This is a genomic window from Microcoleus sp. N9_A1, from assembly GCF_036701795.1.
Lineage (GTDB): Bacteria > Cyanobacteriota > Cyanobacteriia > Cyanobacteriales > Microcoleaceae > Microcoleus.
In genome coordinates, this window is record NZ_JAUBRI010000015.1 from 34,866 (window position 1) to 57,752 (window position 22,887).

14 protein-coding genes are annotated in these 22,887 nt (G+C 43.4%); 12 read left to right on the forward strand and 2 right to left on the reverse strand.

Annotated features, from left to right (window positions below; all coding sequences use genetic code 11):
* Positions 1-142 precede the first annotated feature (142 nt).
* The 4 genes from QUA58_RS09600 to QUA58_RS09615 all read left to right on the forward strand — a co-directional run bounded on the left by QUA58_RS09600 (position 143) and on the right by QUA58_RS09615 (position 2,454).
* Positions 143-856: an urease accessory protein UreF gene (locus QUA58_RS09600; protein WP_333393816.1), complete on the forward strand. Its 714-nt coding sequence runs from the start codon at positions 143-145 to the stop codon at positions 854-856.
* Positions 857-1,123: 267 nt separating this feature from the next.
* Positions 1,124-1,720, forward strand: a complete 597-nt coding sequence (gene ureG / locus QUA58_RS09605; protein WP_333393817.1) for an urease accessory protein UreG — start codon at positions 1,124-1,126, stop codon at positions 1,718-1,720.
* Between the two features lie 55 nt (positions 1,721-1,775).
* On the forward strand, positions 1,776-2,225 hold the full coding sequence (locus tag QUA58_RS09610) for a type II toxin-antitoxin system antitoxin SocA domain-containing protein (protein WP_333393819.1): 450 nt from the start codon (positions 1,776-1,778) through the stop codon (positions 2,223-2,225).
* Positions 2,209-2,454: a hypothetical protein gene (locus QUA58_RS09615; RefSeq protein ID WP_333393821.1), complete on the forward strand. Its 246-nt coding sequence runs from the start codon at positions 2,209-2,211 to the stop codon at positions 2,452-2,454. The genes QUA58_RS09610 and QUA58_RS09615 overlap by 17 nt, the downstream gene beginning before the upstream one ends.
* Before the next feature lie 207 nt (positions 2,455-2,661).
* On the opposite strand, the gene murG is transcribed toward QUA58_RS09615, so the two are convergent.
* Positions 2,662-3,726, reverse strand: coding sequence for an undecaprenyldiphospho-muramoylpentapeptide beta-N-acetylglucosaminyltransferase (gene murG / locus QUA58_RS09620; protein WP_333393823.1), 1,065 nt, complete (start codon positions 3,724-3,726; stop codon positions 2,662-2,664).
* A 212-nt stretch (positions 3,727-3,938) separates the two neighbouring features.
* On the opposite strand from murG, the gene QUA58_RS09625 reads away from it, so the two are divergent.
* The 8 genes from QUA58_RS09625 to QUA58_RS09660 all read left to right on the forward strand — a co-directional run bounded on the left by QUA58_RS09625 (position 3,939) and on the right by QUA58_RS09660 (position 21,120).
* Positions 3,939-4,886 carry a nuclear transport factor 2 family protein gene (locus QUA58_RS09625; RefSeq protein ID WP_333250740.1) on the forward strand — a complete coding sequence of 316 codons (948 nt, stop codon included), beginning with the start codon at positions 3,939-3,941 and terminating at the stop codon, positions 4,884-4,886.
* A 310-nt stretch (positions 4,887-5,196) separates the two neighbouring features.
* On the forward strand, positions 5,197-5,979 hold the full coding sequence (locus QUA58_RS09630) for an SDR family oxidoreductase (RefSeq protein WP_333250742.1): 783 nt from the start codon (positions 5,197-5,199) through the stop codon (positions 5,977-5,979).
* Between the two features lie 201 nt (positions 5,980-6,180).
* Positions 6,181-7,203, forward strand: coding sequence for a calcium-binding protein (locus tag QUA58_RS09635; RefSeq protein ID WP_333250744.1), 1,023 nt, complete (start codon positions 6,181-6,183; stop codon positions 7,201-7,203).
* Between the two features lie 140 nt (positions 7,204-7,343).
* The gene (locus QUA58_RS09640; RefSeq protein ID WP_333393825.1) at positions 7,344-12,755 is read left to right on the forward strand and encodes a tetratricopeptide repeat protein; all 5,412 of its coding nucleotides are present in this window, start codon (positions 7,344-7,346) and stop codon (positions 12,753-12,755) included.
* Positions 12,756-12,836: 81 nt separating this feature from the next.
* Positions 12,837-18,167 (forward strand): tetratricopeptide repeat protein, encoded by a 5,331-nt coding sequence (locus tag QUA58_RS09645; protein WP_333393827.1) that lies wholly within the window; start codon positions 12,837-12,839, stop codon positions 18,165-18,167.
* Between the two features lie 71 nt (positions 18,168-18,238).
* The gene (locus tag QUA58_RS09650; protein ID WP_333393828.1) at positions 18,239-18,799 is read left to right on the forward strand and encodes a hypothetical protein; all 561 of its coding nucleotides are present in this window, start codon (positions 18,239-18,241) and stop codon (positions 18,797-18,799) included.
* A gap of 139 nt (positions 18,800-18,938) precedes the next feature.
* Complete coding sequence (locus QUA58_RS09655) at positions 18,939-20,141, forward strand: class I SAM-dependent methyltransferase (protein WP_333393829.1); 1,203 nt, start codon at positions 18,939-18,941, stop codon at positions 20,139-20,141.
* Positions 20,142-20,190: 49 nt separating this feature from the next.
* Positions 20,191-21,120 (forward strand): class I SAM-dependent methyltransferase, encoded by a 930-nt coding sequence (locus QUA58_RS09660; protein WP_333393830.1) that lies wholly within the window; start codon positions 20,191-20,193, stop codon positions 21,118-21,120.
* A 45-nt stretch (positions 21,121-21,165) separates the two neighbouring features.
* On the opposite strand, the gene QUA58_RS09665 is transcribed toward QUA58_RS09660, so the two are convergent.
* Positions 21,166-22,146 (reverse strand): glycosyltransferase family A protein, encoded by a 981-nt coding sequence (locus tag QUA58_RS09665; RefSeq protein ID WP_333393831.1) that lies wholly within the window; start codon positions 22,144-22,146, stop codon positions 21,166-21,168.
* Positions 22,147-22,887: the final 741 nt, after the last annotated feature.

Sequence of the window (22,887 nt, forward strand, 5' to 3'; positions counted from 1 at the left end):
CAAATAACAAATAACAAATAACAAATAACAACAGTCAACAGTCAACAGTCAACAGTCAACATTCAACATTCAGTAGGGGCGGTGCCCCCGTGCCCGCCCTCTTAACAGTCAACAGTCAACAGTCAACAGTCAACAGTCAACAGTGAACAATCAACTTTTATGTTTGTTGCAGCTAGCTTTTGCACCTGTGGGAGCTTATAGTTATTCTGAGGGAATCGAAAGTCTGGTAGAAGCCGGTGCGATCGACAGCGAGATTAGTTTGAGGAATTGGTTAGAAAATTCGTTGGAATTCGGGGCGGTGCGAGTAGAGGCTGCTGTGGCGATACGGGCTTTGAGGGCGGCAAAAATTGGGGATTTGAGGGCTTTGAGTTACTGGAATGCTTGGGCGACTGCTGCTAAGGAAAGTGAAGAGTTGCGCTTGCAAAGTTGGCAGATGGGACGGACTTTGACGCGGTTGTTGCTGGATTTGCGTGAAGCGAAGCTATCCCGCAGGGAATCGCCCGTTGTTTCGGGTTTAACAACTATTGTAAAAGATTTGGTGGAAGTTGGCGGCAATCAGTGCAATTTTGCGATCGGCTTTGGGATAGCGGCGGCTTGTTGGCAGATTGAAGAGGAAGCGGCCGTGGTAGGATATTTGTACAGTTGGGCTGCAAATTTGGCGGGTGCGGGCGTGAAACTGATTCCCCTCGGTCAAACTGCGGGCCAGCAGTTGTTGTTAGATTTACAGTTTCAAATTAACTCTACGGCGCGAGAAGTTTTACAATTAGAAGATGATGATCTTGCTAGTTGCAGTTGGGGATTGGGACTGGCTAGCATGGCCCATGAAACTCAGTACACTCGGTTGTTTCGGAGTTGAAAATCTGAAGGAAGTTCGGCAACGGATTATTTCAGTTGACAGTTGACAGTTGACAGTTGACCTGGGATAGCAACCTTTACCTGGAAGGAAGAGGATTGGAGTAATGAATAGTCTTCTTTTAATTTCTCCCGCTTATGGGTTCCGGCTTTAAACCAATTTTTTTGGTAACGGATTTAACGGATGTAAGGAAGCAGTCAGTTGTTACTAATAACCTTCCAGGATATGCTTTTAAGGCCCCATGCCCCATGCCCCATGCCCAAAATAATTATGAGTGCTTTTCGTGTAGGAATTGCTGGCCCGGTTGGTTCGGGAAAAACTGCTTTGCTTGATGCTTTGTGTAAGGCGCTGCGTCAAGAGTATCAGATTGCTGTGGTTACTAATGATATCTATACTCAGGAAGATGCACAGTTTTTGGTTCGGAGTCAAGCTTTGGAGAGCGATCGCATTTTGGGCGTAGAAACCGGCGGCTGTCCCCATACAGCCATCCGCGAAGATGCTTCGATCAACTTGGTAGCTATAGAAGAGTTAGAACACAAATTCACTGATTTAGATTTAGTCTTTGTCGAAAGCGGCGGCGACAATTTGGCGGCAACTTTTAGCCCAGAGTTAGTAGATTTGACAATTTATGTAATCGATGTCGCTGCGGGGGATAAAATTCCGCGCAAGGGCGGGCCGGGAATTACTAAATCGGATTTATTAGTGATTAATAAGATAGACCTCGCGCCTTTTGTGGGTGCAGATTTGGCAGTGATGGAACGGGATGCTAAAAAGATGCGCGGGGAGAAACCTTTGGTTTTTACTAACTTGAAGACGAAGGATGGCTTAGCGTCGGTGGTTGATTTTGTGAAGCTGAATGTCGCCTAGGGCGATCGCATCTAGTATCATGGAAATAAGCCGTTTAATGATAACTAAGTAAGTTATGCTGAGTTGTGATGATGCAGCCAAATACTTTTTGGCTCAGGTAAGTGAAGATGCTGGCGATCTGATATCTAATCTCAAACTTCAGAAATTGCTTTACTATGCTCAAGGCTTTCATTTAGCTTTGTACGACGAACCGCTATTTCCTGAAGCGATAGAAGCATGGACTCACGGGCCGGTTGTTCCTGATTTATACCGTCACTATAAAAAGTATGGTGCTGGTGCAATTCCATGTCCTGAAGATATAGACTTTTCGATTTATGACGAAGAAACTAAGAGCCTGCTTGATGAAGTTTACTCCGTGTTTGGGCAGTTTGCTGCATGGAAGTTACGCAACATGACGCAAGAAGAATATCCCTGGAAACTTGCCGCTCAAAATAGCGGTACAATTACTCATCAATCGCTTCAGGAATACTTCCAGACTCAACTCAATTGTGAAGAAGCAGTTTAAGGCAAATCAGCGCCAAGAAAAAGGGAAAAGGATTTCACCTAGAGAAATTGTTGATTTACCGCCAGAGCAGCAGTCACCTCTATTTTCTTTGCGATACATGAATAAAGATTACTCTCTTTCTCAGTGTACAAAAGATGAAAAGGCAGCTTTTGCAGATACTCTCTACAAGTTAAGTCAGCTTACTTGGAGCCAGATTAATCCTTCTGGCCGTCACGGCTCTGGCTATTAGAAGATTGCTAAAAGTTCCATGAGAGTGGCTATTCCTAGCCATCTTAAGGATGATGTAAATTTTATTGCTTTTCGGTTTTGCGGGATGGCTCCGATGGTTGGTTATCGAGATGGGGCTGTGCTTTATATTATTTGGCTGGATAGAGATTTTACGCTTTATCCTCATTAAAAAATATCTCGTTAAATTAGTAGCGATGTCAAATTTGCGCTACCGACTCAACAATTCTCTGACCAAATTTGCCAAACGTTCCGTACTGTCTGTCACCGCTAAGTGAGCAGCAGCTTGAGACATTTTGGCCAAATATTCGGAATCTTTTAACAGATACAGCACTTTGCTTTGCAATACTTCTGTTGTGAGTTCGCTTTGACGGAATACTGCGGCTGCTCCTGATGCGGCAAATACTTCGGCATTAAATCTTTGGTGGTCGTCAGCGGCGTAAGGAAAAGGAATTAAAATAGAAGGTACTCCAGTAACAGCTAATTCTGTCAGAGCACTAGCGCCCGATCGACTAATTGCTAAATTTGCCCGCTGCAACAAACTCGCCACATTGTCGTAAAATGGCATTGACAAATATTGCTCGTGCTTCAAACTATCAGCATCCGGGTCATTATTTCCGGTGAGGTGAACTACCCAAGCACCGGCCTCAAACCAAGCCGGTGCACACTCGCGCACTAACTGATTGACTGCGACAGCACCTTGAGAGCCGCCCATGACTAAAATTACAGGTACGCTGTCAGGAATTGGTAACTTTAGAGGTTGAGGGGCGAGGAATTGCGATCGCACCGGCGTACCAGCAACCACGGTTTTCGCGCGGGGTAAATGCTTGGCTGCTGCTGCAAATCCGATCGCCACAGCAGTGCAAAAAGGACTAAACCACCGCGTCACCTTCCCAGGAATTGCGTTAGATTCGTGGAGAATTACCGGCAAACCTAAAGAACGGGCTGCCAAAATTGCCGGTGCTGCGATGTAACCGCCGGTAGTAAACACTCCCTGAAAATTTCCTTCTTTGAGCAACTTTCGCACCTTGAGGATGGAGCCGACGAGTCCGCCCAAAATGCGCGCTGTACCGAGTCCAAATCGCTGCTGAAAGCCTTCGACGGCGATCGTGTGGAGGGGATAAAGCGATGAAACTAACTGCGTTTCCATGCGGTCTGGGACTCCCAGCCATTCGATGTGACAGTCGGCCAACTCGGCGGCGGTGGCGATCGCCGGAAATAGATGTCCTCCAGTGCCGCTAGCTGCAATCAACAACCGGACGGGGTTTTTTGTCAAGGTATTTGTCTCTTTTACAAGTTCCACAGGTCGATCGATTTTAGATTAGAGGTTTTAGATTATTATGCTTATTATTCCGGCAGTTTCAGCCAATTTTCAATCAGCCATCTAAAATTAGATTGTGCCGTGTCCCTCCTTCCGTTGTCAGTTTTCGTTGCAGGCGAACAATTGCCCGTGCCGCGACCCCTGACAAATAACCAAAGTATCATCTAATGCGTAATTTGTTGAATTTAGTGCCAAGTGTATCTCAGTATTTTTGCAGCCGTCGGAACGAAAAAGCCGATCCTCTTCGTTGGCGCAGCCCCCGTAGGGGCGGGCTGCGCCAACGCCCGATCGTATTTGGCTTTAACGGCGGGCAGTCGATCGCTCAAATGTTGTTATGTTTAACAGCCGTAAGTGCTGGCGTGCTGCATCCGAGTGCAGTAAGAGCGATCAGTGCGATCGCAGCGACTCCCCAGGCGATCGTCCAAACCCCAGCCAATGCCCCAGCCCCACTCACCAAACTGCTAACAGAAATTGACGCAGCAGCCAACCGGCGCGATGTCAAAGCAGTAATGGCATTTTACAGCCAGAATTTTACTCATTCTGACGGCTTAAACAGCCAAAGCATGGAAAAAGCCCTCACCCAACTCTGGGATCGATATCCGAGTTTAAATTACCGCACCGAGATCAAATCTTGGAAAACCGAAGGTAGCGCGATTCTCGCAGAAACCATAACTACAATTGCCGGCACTCAAAAAAAGGATGGCAGAGAATTAACTCTCAAAGCTACCATCCGTTCCCAGCAGCGTTTTGAAGGTGAAAAAATAGTTAAGCAAGAGATTTTAGCAGAACAAACTCAGCTTACTTCTGGTCAAAATCCTCCCACAATTCAAGTAAATTTTCCGGAGCAAGTGAAAGTGGGGGAAGAGTACCATTTTGATGCCATTGTGCGAGAGCCGATCGGGGATGATATTTTAATAGGGACTGTTTTGGAGGAACCCATTACCGAAAAAACCTTTTTTAATCCCTCAGAAGTCGAGCTGGAGTTGCTAAATTCCGGGGGAATTTTTAAAGTAGGTAAAGCTCCGGCTACGCCCGAAAATCGGTGGGTTTCCGCAGTTTTGATGCGACAAGGCGGAATTGCAACGGTTAGTGTGCGATTGCGGGTTGTCAAGTAATAAAATAGGTGTTATGGGCATGGGGCATGGGGCATGGGGCATGGGCAATGGGTGATTGGTGATTGGTGATTAGTAAGTGGTGATTAGTAAGTGGTATAGCGGTTATTAGTCACACGAGATACATATTTGAAGATAAAAAAATCTCATTAAAGGAATTAAACATACCTCACTATAGCGATAAAGGATCTAGCAAATAACAACTAACAAATAACAAAACTAACAAATAAACAATGACAACAGTCAACAGTCAACAGTCAACAGTCAACAGCCAACAGTCAACAGCCAACTGACAACTGACAACGGACAAAAAATGATTTCTCTCCAAAACCAAATTGTTTTCATTACAGGTGCGAGTAGCGGTATCGGAGCAGCCTGTGCCAAGATATTCGCCAAAGGTGGAGCCAAACTAATTTTAGCAGCCCGCCGTCTTGAAAAGCTCGATCGACTGGCAAAGGAACTTGTAGAAACAAAATCCGTCGCATCGATGAACGAGATTTACTTGCTAGAATTGGACGTGCGCGATCGCCCTGAAGTCGAATCGGCGATAACTGCGCTTCCCGATGCGTGGAAAAACATCGATATTCTGATTAACAATGCCGGATTGAGCCGCGGTTTAGACAAACTGCACGAAGGCAACTTTCAAGATTGGGAAGAAATGATTGATACCAATGTGAAAGGCTTGCTTTACATGACTCGCTACATCGTACCGGGAATGGTGAGCCGAGGCCGCGGCCACGTAGTGAATATCGGCTCAATAGCAGGCCGCCAAGCTTACCCGAAAGGTAGTGTTTATTGCGCTTCTAAAGCAGCGGTGAGAGCGATTTCTGATGGGTTGAAACAAGACCTTTTGGGAACAGCGGTGCGGGTAACGGAAATAGAACCCGGTTTGGTGGAAACAGAATTTAGTAATGTCCGGTTTCACGGCGATTCAGACAAGGCGAAGAATGTCTATCAAGGACTTACACCTTTGACGGCGGATGATGTAGCCGATGTAGTATATTTTTGCGCCACGCGATCGCCCCACGTCAATATTAGCGAAGTCTTGCTAGTTCCGACAGACCAAGCTAGTGCAACTCTGGTTCACCGAAAATAGTTGGGAATTAAAGACGTATGGATAGTTAAATAGTTCCGGTTAAATAAGTATTTTACAAAAAAATAAAAATCAAACAAATTATTTGTTTTTTTTTGATTAATTTCATAGACAACCATTCCGGAAATTAGGATTTTAGCTAGTAAATTTCACCAGATATCTAAAGACTCCCGATAGATATCCCCCCATTCGAGATAACTGGCTATGTCCCAAATAACAAATCCCACTCAACCCCTAAGCGTTCAACCGAACGCTCTTGGCGGTCTAATTATCCAAGGCTCGCCGGATACACCAAACAAGATTAACGGCGGCACCGGTTCGGATGAAATCATTCTAGGTTCTGGTAACGATGAAGTTGCCGGTCTTGGCGGCAATGACATCATGTTTGCTCGAGATGGCAATGACACCTTGAGAGGCGGCGACGGAAATGATACTGTCTTCGCCGGTAAAGGCGATGATTTGGTTGAAGGTGGCCCTGGCGAGGACGTTCTTTTTGGCAATCAAGGAGGCGATACCATCAGCAGTGGCGACAGCCCCGATACTGTGTTTGCAGGTAAAGGTGATGATTTCGTTGACGGCGGTGCTGATGATGACTTCCTGTTTGGCGACCTTGGCAACGACACCATAAACGGCGGCCTGGGCAAGGACAACCTTTTCGGCGGTGAGGGCAACGATCTTGTCTCCGGCGGCGAAGGAAATGATGCTTTGTTCGGCGGTAAAGGCGATGATGTGGCTGAGGGCGGCCCCGGAGATGACTTTGTAAGTGGCAACTTAGGAAATGACACCGTGAGGGGCGGCGAAGGAAACGATATTTTGTTCGGCGGTAAAGGCAATGACATCGTAGAAGGCGGTGCCGGCAACGATATTCTTTCTGGCAACAGAGGAAATGACACCCTCACAGGTGGTGCAGGGGCGGATACATTCCGCTTTGAGTTTGTCGGAGCCGATAATATGGATACCCTGACAGATTTTAATCCTACAGAAGATAAAATTCAGCTTGATGGAGCTGTGTTTAATGCTTTGATACCGGGCAATCTAGCTGGCAACCAATTTATTACCGACCCCAATTTCAATCCCAACGTTCCGGGGGCAGCCGGCGCGGCTAATGTCGTCTACAACCCGGTTGACGGTTCGCTGTACTACCGCAATCAAAACGGTCAAATATCGATCGTCGCCCAAGTCGGTTCTAACCTGAATATTGGGTCAAACAACTTTGAAATTATATAAATTTTAACCAGATCTACGGTATATCTACCATTCCTATAATTTAAACATTACGAGAAGGGTGCTCGGCTGCCCGACAACAAAAATTCACCGCGCGAAACGGCTCAGAAAGACTGTTTCCGATCGAAATTAGTAATTTAACTATGATCAGCACCGAAGCTATCGAACAAAATGCCAATTTAAATGTTAAAAGTCTCTACAATACAGGCACTGTTTTTCAAGAGCAAGGAAAAATAGAAGCCGCAATTGACAGTTACCAGCAAGCGATATCCTGCTGCAAAAAAAGCTCTGAAAAAGCACTTTTGCCCTACGCGGTAAATGCCTATAGCAATTGGGGCTGCATTCTGGCCCAGGAGGGCAAATTTGATCGAGCAATTGCAGTTTTTCAAGCGGGAATAGCTGTTGCGCCCGATGATGCGGCTCTGTACAATAATTTAGGTATTGTTCTATTAGAGATCCGGAAGCCAGAGGAAGCGATCGCCCTTTACCGCCGGGCGATCGAGTTGCAGCCAGAGTTAGTTGTTACCCGTTACAATTTGGGGAAAGCATTCCAACAATTGGGGCTGCATACTTTTGCTGGAGAATGTTTTGAGCTGGTAATTAGCAAACAGCCCGATCGGGTTTCGGCATACGGCGATCGGGCTGTTTCTCTGATGGCACAAGGCAAATTAGCTGAGGCAATGCTATGTTTCCAAAATGCTATTGCTCTGCAAAGCGAGTTTGTTGAGGGTTTTTGCCGGCACGTAGAGATGCGGTTGACTTCCGTACAAGAACTCAATGAACTCGATCAATCTCAAATAGCCTGTGTCCGATTTCTCAGGCAGCTTCAAGGAAACAATGGCTCTGGTTATGACATTTCTAGCCTTGCTAAAAATCTGCTTCATCCTTCATCATTGCTCCTGAATTTAGCAGATACTTACTTTAATCTGGGAAATGTCTTGGCTGAGTACGGCGGATACAAACAGGCGGAACAATATTACCAAAAAGCTTTACAAATTCAACCTAAGAATCCCGATATTTACTTGCGACTGGCTCATTGTTTGAGTCAGCAGCAACGATTTTCGGCAGCGATTGTAGTTTACCACATTGTGCTGGTAATTGCGGGCGATCGCTCTGATGTTTCCGAGCCGTTGCAGGCTGTAGTGAAACAACAGCAGAAGTTGATTCATTCTCCCTCAGCCCGCCAGGAGTTTCAACCCCTGTCGGACTCCGACTCTGACTTAAAAAGCATAAAATACCCCTCCGTTGTTAATAGGAATGAACAGCCGAAATTGGAATGTCAGGGTTTAGATTGTCAGCGGTGTCTCAGGCGGATTTTCAGACAGTTTGAGCCTGTGCATTTAGGTGATGGCGTATATTCTTGCGATGGGCCTCGGAAAACTGGTGTTGAGTCGCCGGAAACCTTTGTGACTTCGCTCCCAAACGGGCGGGCTTGGATTGTACCGCAGAAAAATTCTTGGATGATTTGCAATGCTATTGCTATTATCGATTCTGGCGATCGGCTTTTAGCCGAACTTTCCCGCGAATATCCGGGCGATTTGCCGGGATGCGAAAATCCACATTCTACTGAGCACAGGTTTTTGAAGTTACAACCGGAAGAATTGCCGCCTTTAGAAAAGATAGACGGTACGGTGGCGGTATTGGCCGGACTTTCGGGAAATGTCTATTTTCACTGGATGGTGGATATCTTGCCCCGGATTGAAATTCTGCACCGTTGGGGGGTAAATCTGGAAGAGATAGATTGGTTTTTGGTTAATAGCTGCCAGCAGCCTTTTCAGCGAGAAACCCTGAAAGCATTGGGGATTCCTGAATATAAAATTATCGAGAGCGATCGCCATCCTTACATTCAAGCCAAAAAGTTAATTGTTCCCTCTTTTGCCGGATATTTGGGCTGGCTGTCAACCCAGGGGCTTGAGTTTTTGAGGCGAGTTTTTTCAAGGAAAAAATCTCATACACTCCAAAAAACCTTCGCCAGCGATCGCAAAAATTCTTACCCAGAACGCATTTATATCAGCCGCAGCAAATGCAGCTACCGACGAGTCATCAATGAAGAGAAAGTAATAGATTTTTTAAGCGGATTTGGCTTTGTGCCAGTGCTACTAGAATCTATGACTTTTCAGGAGCAAATATCTTTATTTGCTCGTGCCAAAGTAATTGTTGCGCCGCACGGCAGTGGTCTAACAAATATTATCTTCTGTTCTCCCGGAACCAAGGTAATTGAGCTGACATCTCCGAATTATATCAGGCATTACTATTGGGCGATCGGTCAGCAGCTAAATTTAGAACATTATTACGTAACAGGAGAGAGTTTTGAGTGCCAGCCAATCCGAGAGTTAATGTATCAAAATCCATTGACTGAAGATATTTTAGTAAATTTGAATTGTCTCAAAAAAATGATGGGGAAGATTAATCTCATCCCCTCAAAAAATGCAGTAAATTTCATTTCGCTCGACAACTTTAAAAAACCTAGCGCTATTATGAACCAAGAATCAGCAGATTATTTCCAAAAACGGGCAGAATTTTATTTAGAACAAGGCAAGTTAGGTGATGCTGTAGCTGCTTGCGAGCAAGCCCTGAAACACACACCTGATTTTGCACCAGCTTACAAAACTTTGGGCAAGATCAGTGAAGTACAAGGAAATTTAGCTAAGGCAAAGCAGTGGTACACAAAAGCTCTGGAACTTCAGCCAAATTTTCCCGAAGTTTATACTAACCTTGCAACTCTGTACGCTCAAGAAAAAAATTGGAATCTGGCTTTAGTTTGTTACCAAAAGTCAACATTTGTGCCGATGAAAAATACAGTAATTACTCACAATAACATTCCAGGTGTTTTAGCTTTAAACCCTGATGATATTGAAGTCTACATTCAAGGTGCAGAATCGTTTTATGCTCAAAGGAAATTTGAGCAGGCGGCGACTGCTTGCCAGCGAGTTATCCAAGTTAAACCAGATGCGAGGGTTTATAAAATTTGGGGTAATGCTAGGCAAGCTCAAGGCAAGGTAGATGAAGCAAAAAACTGCTACGCTAAGGCTATTGAAATCGATCCTGATTTTGCTGAAGCTTATACTAATTTGGGGACGCTTTATGCTCAGGAACAGCAGTGGCAATCGGCGATCGCATTTTACCAAAAGGCGATCGCCCTTCAGCCGAATTTAGCATCAACTTACCGAAATTTAGCTCGGGTGTGGGCACAAATGGGGCAGCTACCGGAGGCTGACGAGTGCTGGTTTAAAGCGTATTCTCTGGAACCTGCCAAAGCAACACCTGAAGAACACATCCAATTGGGCGATAATTTTTTGAGGCAGAATCAGGTAACGCAGGCTATACGCTGTTACTGCCACGCGATCGAGCTAAACCCCAATTTTAACCAGGCTTACCAACAGTTAGGAAATGCTCTAAAAGCTCAAAGAAAGTTGCAGGAAGAAGTTGCTAACTATCGCATAAACCGAGAGAATCAGGCTGATATTTCGGCGGATTTGTCTAAGACAGTTGTGATGAGTTTGAACCAAAGAACTGAGTTAGCTCATAATCCCCAAACATCTACTTTCCCGGCAAATATTCCAGCTAATTCCTTGCAACTCGATTCCACAATCTCCGCTGAAAAACCTCGCGTACAGTTGCAGCAGCAGCCAACAATTCCTGGTGTACCGCAACTGTTAAATACGATCGCCCATCCGGCAAATTCTGCACCGACTGTTCCAAACTCGGCTGATATTTCGCCGCAGGTGACGGTTGTTGACAGCGGTTTTGCGACAGATTTTCGGAGGCAGGATACGGCGGATAACTGCATTCAGCGGGCAGAATCTTATTGCGCTCAAAAACAATTCGATCTGGCTATTGCTGAGTGCAAGCGAACTATTGGAATTAAACCGGATGCCCTGGCTGCTTACAAACTGTGGGGCAAGATTTTGCAAGTGCAAGGGAATATAGAAGAGGCGATCGAGTGCTATAAAAAAGCCGTCCAAATTAATTCTAACGAGGCAGATATTTACGTAAATCTTGGCACTTTGTATGCTATGGAAAAACAGCTATTGCCGGCAATTGCTTGCTACCAAAGAGCGATTGCTATTCAACCGAATTTAGCACCAGCTTACCGGAATTTGGCTAGGGTGTGGAGGCAGCAGGGCAAACAGGAAGAGGCAAACGAGTGCTGGTACGAGGCTTATTCTTTGGAACCGGAAAAGGTATCGCCAGATCAGCATTTTAAATTGGGCAACCTTTTGTTTAAGCAAGGTCAAATTACTTATGCGATCGCGTGTTACCGCCGCGCGATCGAGTTAAATCCAAACTTAACTGCTGCTTACCAAAATCTGGCGATAGGGTTAAAAAAGCAAGGAAAATTACATGAAGCTGCTGTCTGTTTGGAGAAAGCCGCGGCACTTAACAATAGTGGTTTGGTAGCCGACCATTTAGCAAGTGATACTGTTGCCCCTGCGACGCGGGCAAAGGGCGATCGAAACACTCACAAACCTGCTGCCGCTGTGGAAGTTGGGGATGCGATCGCTTCTGCGGCACCAGCAAATAATCTGAATAACGGTCATTCAAAATCTGCCGAAAGTTTAACATTATCCGTACTTGATAGCGGTAGTAGTAACAGCGGCAAACCTGTGACGAGCTTCAATTCTGTCAGTGCAGAAACATACATTAAACAAGCCGAAGCTTATTATGCCCAGGGGAAATTTGAAGAGGCGATCGCGGAGTGCAAGCGAGCTATTGAAATCCAACCGAATGCAGCATTTGCCTACAAGATTGCGGGGAATGCTACCCAAGCTATGGGCAAAGCAGAGGCGGCGAGGTATTGGTACGCTCAAGCCCTGGAAATCGAGCCAGATTTTGCTGAAGTTTATGCTAATTTAGGCAGTATTTATGCTCAGCAGAAACAGTGGCAAAAGTCAATTGAGTGTTACCAAAAAGCAATTAAAATTAAACCAAATTTAGCATCGCCTTACCGAAATTTAGCGAGGGTATTTTTGCAGTCTGGTCAGCCGCAAGCAGGGGCAGAATGCTGGTATGAAGCTCTCACTCTTGATATCAATTGGGCAAAGCCTGATGAACACTTTACTCTGGGCAATACTTTGTTAGAACTGGGTCAGTTGGATCGGGCTATTTCGTGTTACCGGCGGGCGATTCAGTTGCAGCCGAGTTATGCGGATGCTTATCACAATTTAGGGGAGGTTTTGAGCGTGATGGGACAGTGCGAAGAGGCGATCGCGGCTTACCAAAAAGCGATCGATCTGAACCCGAGTTTCGATGCACCTCATTACGGTTTGGGGAAAGCTTGGGCAAGTCTCGATCGGCGCGAAGATGCGATCGCCTGTTATCGGAGAGCGATCGAGTTAAATCCCAATTTGGCTCAAGCTTATCAAAGTTTGGGGGATGCTTTGGACAGTTGGGGTCAGTTGGATGAGGCGATCGGATGTTATGAAAAAACTATTGAATTGAAACCGGATATCTGGGAGGTTCACCAAAAGTTAGGGGATGCTTTACAAGAAAAAGGCGAGATTGATGAGGCGATCGAGGCTTACAATCGCGCCATTGAACTAGCAAAAGTTTAGAATTTTTCCGGATACCTCGCTAGGTAGATGAAAAATAAATGAAACTGATTCAATGAACTCAATTTACAACAGGTACAGGGTATGAGCAACCAATCCAAGATTATTGCATTTCCAGTAAAGAATCATTCAGATTCCTCCGCATTATCGCAGGAAGATCGTGAACTTTTACATCCTCAATTAGTTAGCTTAAAAAAGGTTGACTCGGAATCTGGGGAACAGGAGAGGAAGCGAGAAAAGCATTCTTACGGGAGTGTGGGAGATAATTTCAACGCTGCTAAACCTCACTACAGCTTAGGGAAAGCTTTGGCTAAAAAGGGGGAGTGCGATAAAGCTATTTATTCCTATCGTAAAGCCTTAGAGATCGACTCTCATTCAGCAGAAATTTATCAGAGTTTAGGGGATGCTCTTGTTAAAAATTGTGAGTTGGATGAAGCAGTAATAGTTTATAAGAAAGCTATCGAACTTCAGCCTAGTTTGTGGAAAGTCCACCACAATTTGGGGGATATTTTGCAAGAACAAGGAATGTTAGATGAGGCGGTTGCTGCATATCGTCTGGCTATTAAGTTGAATCCTGATTTTTGTTGGTCGCACAATAATTTAGGGGATGTGCTGATTAAGCAGGAGAAATGGGAAGAGGCGGCGGTGGCTTATGGGCGTGCGATCGAGCTAAATCCAGACTTCCATTGGTCTCACTATAATTTGGGCGAAGCTTTAGTGGAGTTGGAGAGGTGGGAAGAGGCGATCGGGGCTTATCGAAGGGCGATCGAGTTAAAGTCGGATCTGCCTTGCGTGTATGAAAAATTGGGGGAGGCGCTGCAAAAGCAATCTGGGCCATTTGCCGATAAAGCGATCGATTTTTATCGTCAAGCACTTCATGAAAATCCTGATGATGTTCAGCTTTACCATCAAGCCTTAGCCCTTCAATCCAATAATCCTGAATTATATTTAGGCTTGGGGCAAGCTTTAGAAAAACAAGGTGAAATCGAGCAATCAATTATTTTTCAAAATATCGGTTTGCAGCAAGAACAGGAAAGTGATATTACTGAAAATACTACGGTGTTTTTATTCCCTGACTATCGCAAAACAAATCCCTACCAAACATTACTCTATTCTCACAAACCTGAAAACTGTGTTATTAAAACTGGAAACATTGATGAGGCAATCCAAGAATTAAAATCTCAAGAAAATTCCAGCGAACCAAGGAAACTCATTTTTCATTTGCACTGGACAAGTTTCGTTCTCGCACCTGCGAACACTCCAGAAACAGCCGAGGCATTAAAAAATGATTTTCTCCAAAAGCTATTAGAGTTTTTATTAAAAGGCGGAATTTTAATGTGGACTGTCCATAACATACTGCCACATGACTGCCATTATCAACAGCAGGAAATTGCCTTGCGGACTGCCATTGCTGCTATGGCTAGTAAAATCCATATTCACTCCGAAAAATCACTGCCAGAAATCGAAGAAGTCTTTCCCATTCCGCGAGAAAAAGTCCAGATTATTCATCACGGTCATTATCTAGGCTTCTATCAAAACCATGTCAGTCGAGATACCGCCCGCAAACGCTTCGGATTCCAGCCTAAAGACATAGTTTTTCTATTTCTCGGTCAAATTCGCCCTTACAAAGGAATTGATGATTTACTATCAGCATTTGTTGAAATTCAAAAAGATTTTCCTAATGCCCATTTGTTAATTGCAGGAAAGCCCGTCCACCCAATTAAAAAAGGAGCAATCGCAGCTAAAGCCAAATTATTTCCGAACATCACCGTCATCGAAGAATCCCTACCAGATGACGAGCTGCAATGGTTCTTTAATGCTGCGGATGCTGTGGTTTTTCCCTACCGCAAAATTTTGACCTCTGGCTCAGTCCTAACTGCTTTATCTTTTAATCGCCCTGTTATAGCCCCTAATGTCGGCATGATTGCCGAGATAGTTCGGGACGAATACAACGGGTTTATCTACCAATTAGGAAATGTTAAATCTCTGGCTAAAGCGATGTCTAAAATGGCTCAAATTAACCCAGAAATACAAGAGAACTTATTCAAACAATCTTTAGAGGGCATTAAGTTTTTAACATGGAATTGCACAGTTAAAAGTCTTTTATCTAAAATAACTTCCGGTATTAAATCAGAGGAAATTGCGATTGAAACAGAAGTTGTTAAATGCCAAATATGGAATTTTTTAAAGACTAATACTCCGCGAAATGGTCAAGTAGCAATTTTAATACTTAACTACAATTGTACGGAGGATGTGGTCAAATTAATCGTATCTATCGAGCAGTCTCAATTCCAACAATTCCAGATTTGTATCGTTGATAATCAATCCCCTAATATCGACCTCAATGAGTTAGTGAGTCTGTTCAACAAGCACACAATTATTCGGACATCAAAGAATCTAGGATATGCAGGCGGTAACAATGTAGGGATTCAATATGTGAAACAGTTTGGCTTTGATTTTGTCTGGATTCTAAATCCAGATACTATTGTTAAGCCCGATACGCTGGCAAGTCTGGTTCGCGCAGCAGAAACGCACAAAGATATTAGTATTTACGGCTCTGTAATCTGCTGGACTCAGAATCCAGAAATAGTTTGGTTTGGAGGCGGTGTAGTTAAATTAAGCAATCAAGAATTTCAAACTTATCACCTATACAATGGACAGCATAAAAATTTAATTCCTGACCAAATTTACGACGTGGATTATGTAACGGGTGCTAGTATCTTTTGTCGCACCAAAATTTTTGATGAAGTCGGTCTAATTCCCGAACGCTATTTTCTCTATTTCGAGGAGACAGATTGGTGCTTGAGAGCGAGGGAAAAGGGACACCGAATTGCCATTATTCCTTCTAGCCAGCTCTACCACTCTAAAAAATCTCAAGTCGGTGTATTGCCAACTAAGATTTATTTTTACTACTACATACGCGGTTCTGTTTTGTTCATGTTGAAATACTTTTCGCAGAACCATTCGTTGATTGAAAGTAGCATTCAAAACAAATTCATTCAGCCTTGGCTGGAGAAGATTGGGAAAAGCGCTCCCAAACAAGTTGCGTATTTTACCGCCCTCGCTCAACAAGCACTAGAAGATGGTTTGGCAGATGTTACTGGCCCTGTGGACTTGCTGTGCATATTTAAGAAACAGAAGACACTAACAGAAATCAATCATCCGTTAGATGGCTGTCTTGAAATTATCAACGAGCAGAAAATTACTGGCTGGGTATGGAACAAGAGTCAACCATTAGAACATTTAGAGATAACAATTCGGATTGATGGTAAGGCTTATATTAATGCCTTAGCCGATCGATATGTAGAGGAACTAAAACAACGGGGATGCGGGGATGGAAACTACGGTTTTGAAGTAAAGACTCCTAACAGTTTATTTGATTCACATCTTCATACTATAGAGGTATTTGTTGATAATTTCCCGATCGGCAGCAATGCACCAAACACCGTCCAATTTGAACCCCGTCCGTTTAAATATAAAGGTCGGATAGATGGCATTGAAGATAAGAAATTAAAAGGCTGGGCTTTGGATGAGAATAACCCTCATCAAACTATTGCAGTCCAAATTCTCGATGGCACACAAGTTATTCTGGAAGCAGAATGCAATGTAGAGCGTATAGATCTCCGAAAAGCAGGCTATGAGAATGATCGTGCAGGATTCCTACTTCCCCTTCCGGTTGCCTACTGCGATGGTAAAAATTATTCCCTAAGTTTGAAAATCTTGGGTACCGAGGAAGTAATCTGTACTCGCTCTGTCAAAATGCCAACGGATAAATATCCTTTGATGTCCGCTGATTCAATGGAGAAAATGTTTGAATGGCTGTACCATTACCGAGAAATTTCTATGGTACATCCAGAAAACAGAAATTCTATTTATTTGCAGCAAATTGAAGCTTGGACGCATCAATTGGTTAAAGGATTCGCAAAGCGACCTCAGAATCATTTAGTTTCAATTATTATGCCTGCATACAATCGAGCTAAGACAATTCAGACGGCAATGGAGTCGGTTGTAGCTCAGAGCTATGGGAATTGGGAACTAATCATTGCTGACGATGGTAGTAGCGATAATACTGTAGAAGTCGTTCAAAAATTTATTGAGAAACATCAAGCTGACGGAATCATTTTAATCCAACTCAGGTCAAACGGTGGGGTTTCTAAGGCAAGGAATGAGGCGATGAAAAGAGCCAGAGGTGATATCTTTGCTTATCTAGACTCCGACAATACATGGGAGCCTGATTTTTTACTCATTATGATGAATGCGCTAGTTGATGCTCAGTGGGCAAAAGTGGCTTATTGTGGCGATCGCATTTGGCAGCATTACCCAGGCAATACGACCCTTAACGGTGCTTTAGAGATTAGTGCTATTCGCCTCGGACATTTCAATAAATCACTGATTGAAAATCGGAATTATATAGACTTAAACGTGTTTGTTCATTGGCGAGATATTTACGACCAATTAGGAGGTTTTCGAGAAGATATGCGAAGGCTAGTGGATTGGGAGTTGATTGTTCGTTACACGGCTGTTGCAGTTCCCAAGTTTGTCCCAGCTTTGCTGGCAAATTATCATATGGGCTTGTGTGAAAATCAAATCACAAAAGTAGAGAATTACAACAATAATTTGCATAAAATGCAGGAAACACTGTCTAGAATAGGGCAGATAGAATGTTCTAGTAACGCGAGCTCTCTTGAGAATAAAAATCATAGAAATTCGCTATCTTTAGAGGTTCAGACACAAATTATCATCATTGGGGGCGATCGCGATATTGATTCCCTGATGTTGTGCTTGCAGGCGATCGCAGTCAATACTGCTCTCGAAGGCATAAAAATAGTCGTTTACCTCTCTGGTAGTAACAGGCTTCGCGCTAATCAAATTACTGAACACTTTCAAGAAAAAGCCGACATTGAGGTTCGCTATTCCGCTTCTTGTCTATTTTCAGATGTTGTAGCCAGTGCAACTCAACAATTGCCAGAAAACTCAACAATGGTTTTGCTTAGTTGCGAGGCGATCGCTTCAGCAGGCTGGCTCCCTTCTCTCAGAAATGCCGCCATGAGCCGGGACGATATAGCCTTAGTTGTTCCCAGGGATATTCGGCCCAAAAATGATGCTTTAGCTCATAAACTCGTTCCCTACGCCAACAATCTTAATGATATCGACATCGCTCTGTCGCCAGCAGCAAAAATCCTGACTAATCCTGATTTTGATGCAACTCAGTTGTTGATAGAAGTATCCCAATTTCAATCCTTTTGCTTGTATTTTAACCAACAATTTATCGAGCGATTGGATTGGGAAAGATTAGCTGGCATGGAAAACACAGATTGGCAAAAATGCGTCGCCACGATTGCAACAAGTCTGAACAAACTGCGAATTGTATATACTCCTATGTCAAGGGTATTTCATGCTAGTTACTTCCGCTAAGTCTGAGTAGGATTTTGCTAATAATTTCACCAGTTCAGTTGAATCAATAAATTTCTAGAGGGTTACTGAGTATGTCAATTTGTAACATTTGTGGATGTCAAAGCTTTGTGGCAGGACCAGGGGGAAGAATGAGTTCTACAGGTAAACCTCCTAAATGTCAAACCTGCTTTTCGCTAGAGCGTCATCGAAGCCTGCGCCAAGTCTACCTTAAATTGAATGAATTTATCCCTTTTAAATCGATATCGGCTTTGCAAATTTCCCCAGACAAAGCTATCCAACCTGAATGGTTTGCTTCTCTAGAAGTTTCTAGTTATGGCAGTTCTAACTCGATAGACATCCAAAGGATAGATCGAGGTGATAAGAGTTACGATGTCGTTGTTTGCAATCACGTACCCGATCCTTGTCGCTTGCAGAAAACTAAAGATTGGGGGTATCCAGATGAAAGGCAACATGGTCATTTCAGGCTTTATGGTAGCGACATACAAGATAAGTTTCATCAGGTATTTTCTCCTGAAATCCATCAACTTAAAGTTTTTATGGATGATCCCGCTACTGGTATGACAGATCTATATTTTTTCTTCACTCGCTCGGAGTTTATTGCATCGGTTATCCGGGAAGATTTGAATCAGTAATTCTCTGTTTGATCCGGTATTTTTTCAGTAACAAGATTAGGATGACAAAATTATGTTAACGATTGAATTGCCAAATAAAATTTCCCCTGTAAAACTTAACTTACCCAGAGTTAACTATGGGAGTTTATCCAATCCCGAATTGTTTCAAGCTTACATCTGCGAAGGCGGCAGAAAATCCGTTCAAGGTTGGTTGCTAGATGGGGCCGCGACAGCCACCGCTTTACTGTCAGATTTTCAGCATAAATTAGGAATTGAGGGCGGAATGTGCGAGATCGGTGTCCATCATGGACTATTTTTTATTGGCCTATCTTTGCTGAGGTCTACGAAAGAAACATCTTTGGCGATTGATGTCTTTGAAAACCAAGATTTAAACATTGACAATTCGGGTTGTGGAGATTTTGAAATTATGATTGATAATCTCAAAAAGCATATTGGTTGTCTGGACAAAATTGAAATATTAAAATCCGATAGCACCAAGGTCAAACCGCAAGACATCCTCTCAAGAATGAACGGTCAAAAAGTCAGGATTTTTAGCGTAGATGGATGCCACACTAAGGAACATACCCTCAGTGATTTAAAACTCGCCCAATCTGTCCTTTCTCCAGCAGGGATTATAATTCTTGATGATTTTTACAATCCCTGGTGGCCGGGAGTTGACGAAGCTGCACACGATCTGTTTAATAGTTTTCCTGAACTGAATCTTAAAGCAATTGGATACGGCGACAATAAGCTATTTTTAACAACGGGGGACTACTACGAGACTTACTATCAATATATGCAAGACGTGGTATTCAAAGCTGCTAGTCGCTGGAAACCTGTAATGCTTTGGGGTCATCAAACTTTTGCCTTTTCTTTGTTTCCACCACAGCAATTATTTAAAAGAGTACCTTATTTGGTAGGTGAAGTCGTTAGCTTCAAAACAGGAGGAAATGCTAAAAATTATCAAACGCTTGGCTGGTATGGTTCGGAGAAGTCAGGAACTTGGACTCACAGCGGTGATGCGGTTCTCACAATGAATCTATCTTCTTCCAAGGGTTTAGACTTGCTGGGCAAGGATTTGCGTCTATCAGTTACAGGTATACCGTTTTTCAGCAATGATCTTCCTCAAATATCTATTCAAGTGATTTGTAATGAAAAAATAGTAGGAGAGTGGTTTTTTGCCAATGGAGATTCTCTCAAAGAGCTAGAGACTTTGATTCCCAAAGAAATTATTGCTGACAATGAAGTGCTTGAAATTGTTTTTCGTTCTCCAGTTTCACTATCACTAAAAGAGTTGGGAGTGTCCGAAGACACACGACAATTAGGTTTTTTTATAAAAGACATTAGACTGTCTGTAATTTGACCAATTTTCCGGTTATGTTTACAGCTTCGCTTTCAAATTAGGAAAAATCATGCCCAACGTACAACAGACAGAACAACAAAAGCAAATTGGTAACTATTGGTCAAAGCAATCTCAAAAACCTCGACGTACTCAAACTAGGTGGTGGCAAATTCCTGATGTAATTCGCTATATTAATAAAAGAGTATCAGGTGAAAGCGTTGATGGGTTTTCGCAGGGATTGACAAACACGGCAATTAAGCTGGCAGGAAATAAAGCACCTTTTTTAAAAGGTGTGTCAGTTGGTTGCGGTGCTGGTGCAAAGGAAATGAGTTTGATAAAAGCTGGACTCGTTGAGCAATTTGACTTATTTGATCTTTCTGCCGAACGAATAAAACAAGGTAAAGATATAGCCCAAAAACTCTCCCTTGCTGACAGGGTAAATTTCTACTGTACTGATGCGTTTCAAACCGCAATATCGCCTAGCACTTATGACTTTGTGCATTGGAATAATTCTCTACATCATATGCCTAATGTTGTTGAGGCGGTATCTTGGAGTTATTATGTACTCCAAACTGGCGGAATGTTTTACATGGATGATTACATTGGAGCGAACCGCTTTCAATGGTCTTCACAAGAGGTTGAAATTGCTTCTAAGGCGCGGGAAAATTTGCCAAAACAGTATTTATTACACTCACAATCTGAAGATAGATGTCTGCCCACAAAAATATTGGTACCAAATCGCGAGGCGCTGATTGCACAAGATCCATCTGAAGCTGGTGATTCAGAAAGGATAATTGAAGCAGTTAGATTATTTTTTCAGGAAGCAAAAATTACTTTTACAGGCGGTATTATCTATCATCTTGCTTTATCAGATGTTTTTCAAAACTTTAACTTTGATAACGAAGGTGATGTCAAGCTATTATCTGCTCTTTTGCTCTTGGATGAAATAGTTTCCGATTTTGGATTCAATCACTACGCTACTGCCCTTGCTATTAAATAGAGCATTATGCTAAATACTAATCTGGCGATTCCGCTCCTTTTTCGCTCAGTTCAATACGTACCTCATTAGCTGCTGCCACTCTGCTGATTTGCTCAAAGCGTCAGCATTAATTTTGCACCCGTATTCTGAAGCATACCTGATAAAACTTGTTATCCAATCTGATATCATTTTTGTGCGCGAATAGGGTGCGTAACTGATAGATTTCTCTAAATAATTTACCATTTCGGAAATATAACCGGTGTGATAGAGTCGCCACGCCGCCCAAACAAGAGTTTGATAAAAAGACTGATTCCTTAATTGGCGGGCTTGTTCTGGTAAGTTGGGTCTGGAAAAAAACTGTTCCAACACGACCCAAGTTTCCTCAGCTTGTTGAGGTGTATTTCTAGAATGATTGTCCGAATGTTCCCGATAGGAGACGGTTGTCTGACATACCCAGTCAGCTTGACAACCTATGAGTGCCAAACGTAAAACTAGGTCTATATCAGGCGCTTGATAAAATTGAGGATCGAAACCTCCCACTTGTTCCAACCAGTTTCGCTGGAACATCAGCGTACTTGGCAATACTGGTTTCCACAACACCCAAGCTTCTAAATTTAAATTGGGTAATTGATGCCACGGTTCCACATTGCCCAGTACATTACCGTGCTGATTGACAATTTGCCAGCCACTATTCACCATTCCCAAGTTGGGTTGCGCTTCAAAACAAGCTACCTGTAAAGCTAACTTAGGAGGCGACCATAAATCATCTTGATCCAGAAAAGCAATCAACTCACCTTTCGCTATTTGGATACCCCGATTCCGCGCCACAGCGACTCCCTGATTTTCTTGAAAGACATAGCGAACACTATCATAATAAGGCTGCAAAACAGCACGACTGTTATCTGTAGAACCATCGTCGATAACAATAATTTCATAATTAGTGAAGTTTTGATTTAGGACGCTTTCTACCGCTTCGGCAAGGAAGCGATCGCCCTGATATACGGGAATAATTACACTAACTCTCGGTGTTGCAGTGTTAGTTGACATAATTGCGGGGATAGTCAGGCTCAACCGCGATGTCTCGCTGGCAATTTACATGAAATCGCCACTTGTTGACCTCAATTACCTTTACCTAATACACAACATAAGGCAGCAGAGCCGGAAAAAAGATGTTGATTTTGAGATTCAGTAAATCGATCGCCCTACTCAATCCCGGATCAGACTCCCCTTGGTCAATTCATCCGAAATGCGATCGCCCCCCTAACTCTGTACTTCTGATTTTGCCTATCCTCAAACGATCGCCCTGTCGAAAAATTCGATGCAACTGTCCGGATGGCGCTCGAATTCTCAGGAAGCTTAATTGGTAGATGCACCCTGATTAATTAACTCCCGACCAATTTTGGTTTGGGGTTTTTTTTGTCGATCGCACTCCCTCGCCACAAATTCTCGCAAATTCTGCCAAAGTGTCCTGAAAGAGGTGCGGTGAGGCGGGAGATTAAATTAGTAGATGCACCCTGATTAATTAACTCCCGACCACTTTTGGTTTGGGGTTTTTTTTTGCGGTATCGAGGCTGATGCTGAAAAAGTTTGAGGTTGTCCGGATGGCGCTCGAATTCTCAGGAAGCTTAATTGGTAGATGCACCCTGATTAATTAACTCCCCGCCAATTCTGGTTTGGGGTTTTTTTTGCGGTATCGACGGTGATGCTGAATAAAGTTTGAGGTTGTCCGGATGGCGCTCGAATTCTCAGGAAGCTTAATTGGTAGATGCACCCTGATTAATTAACTCC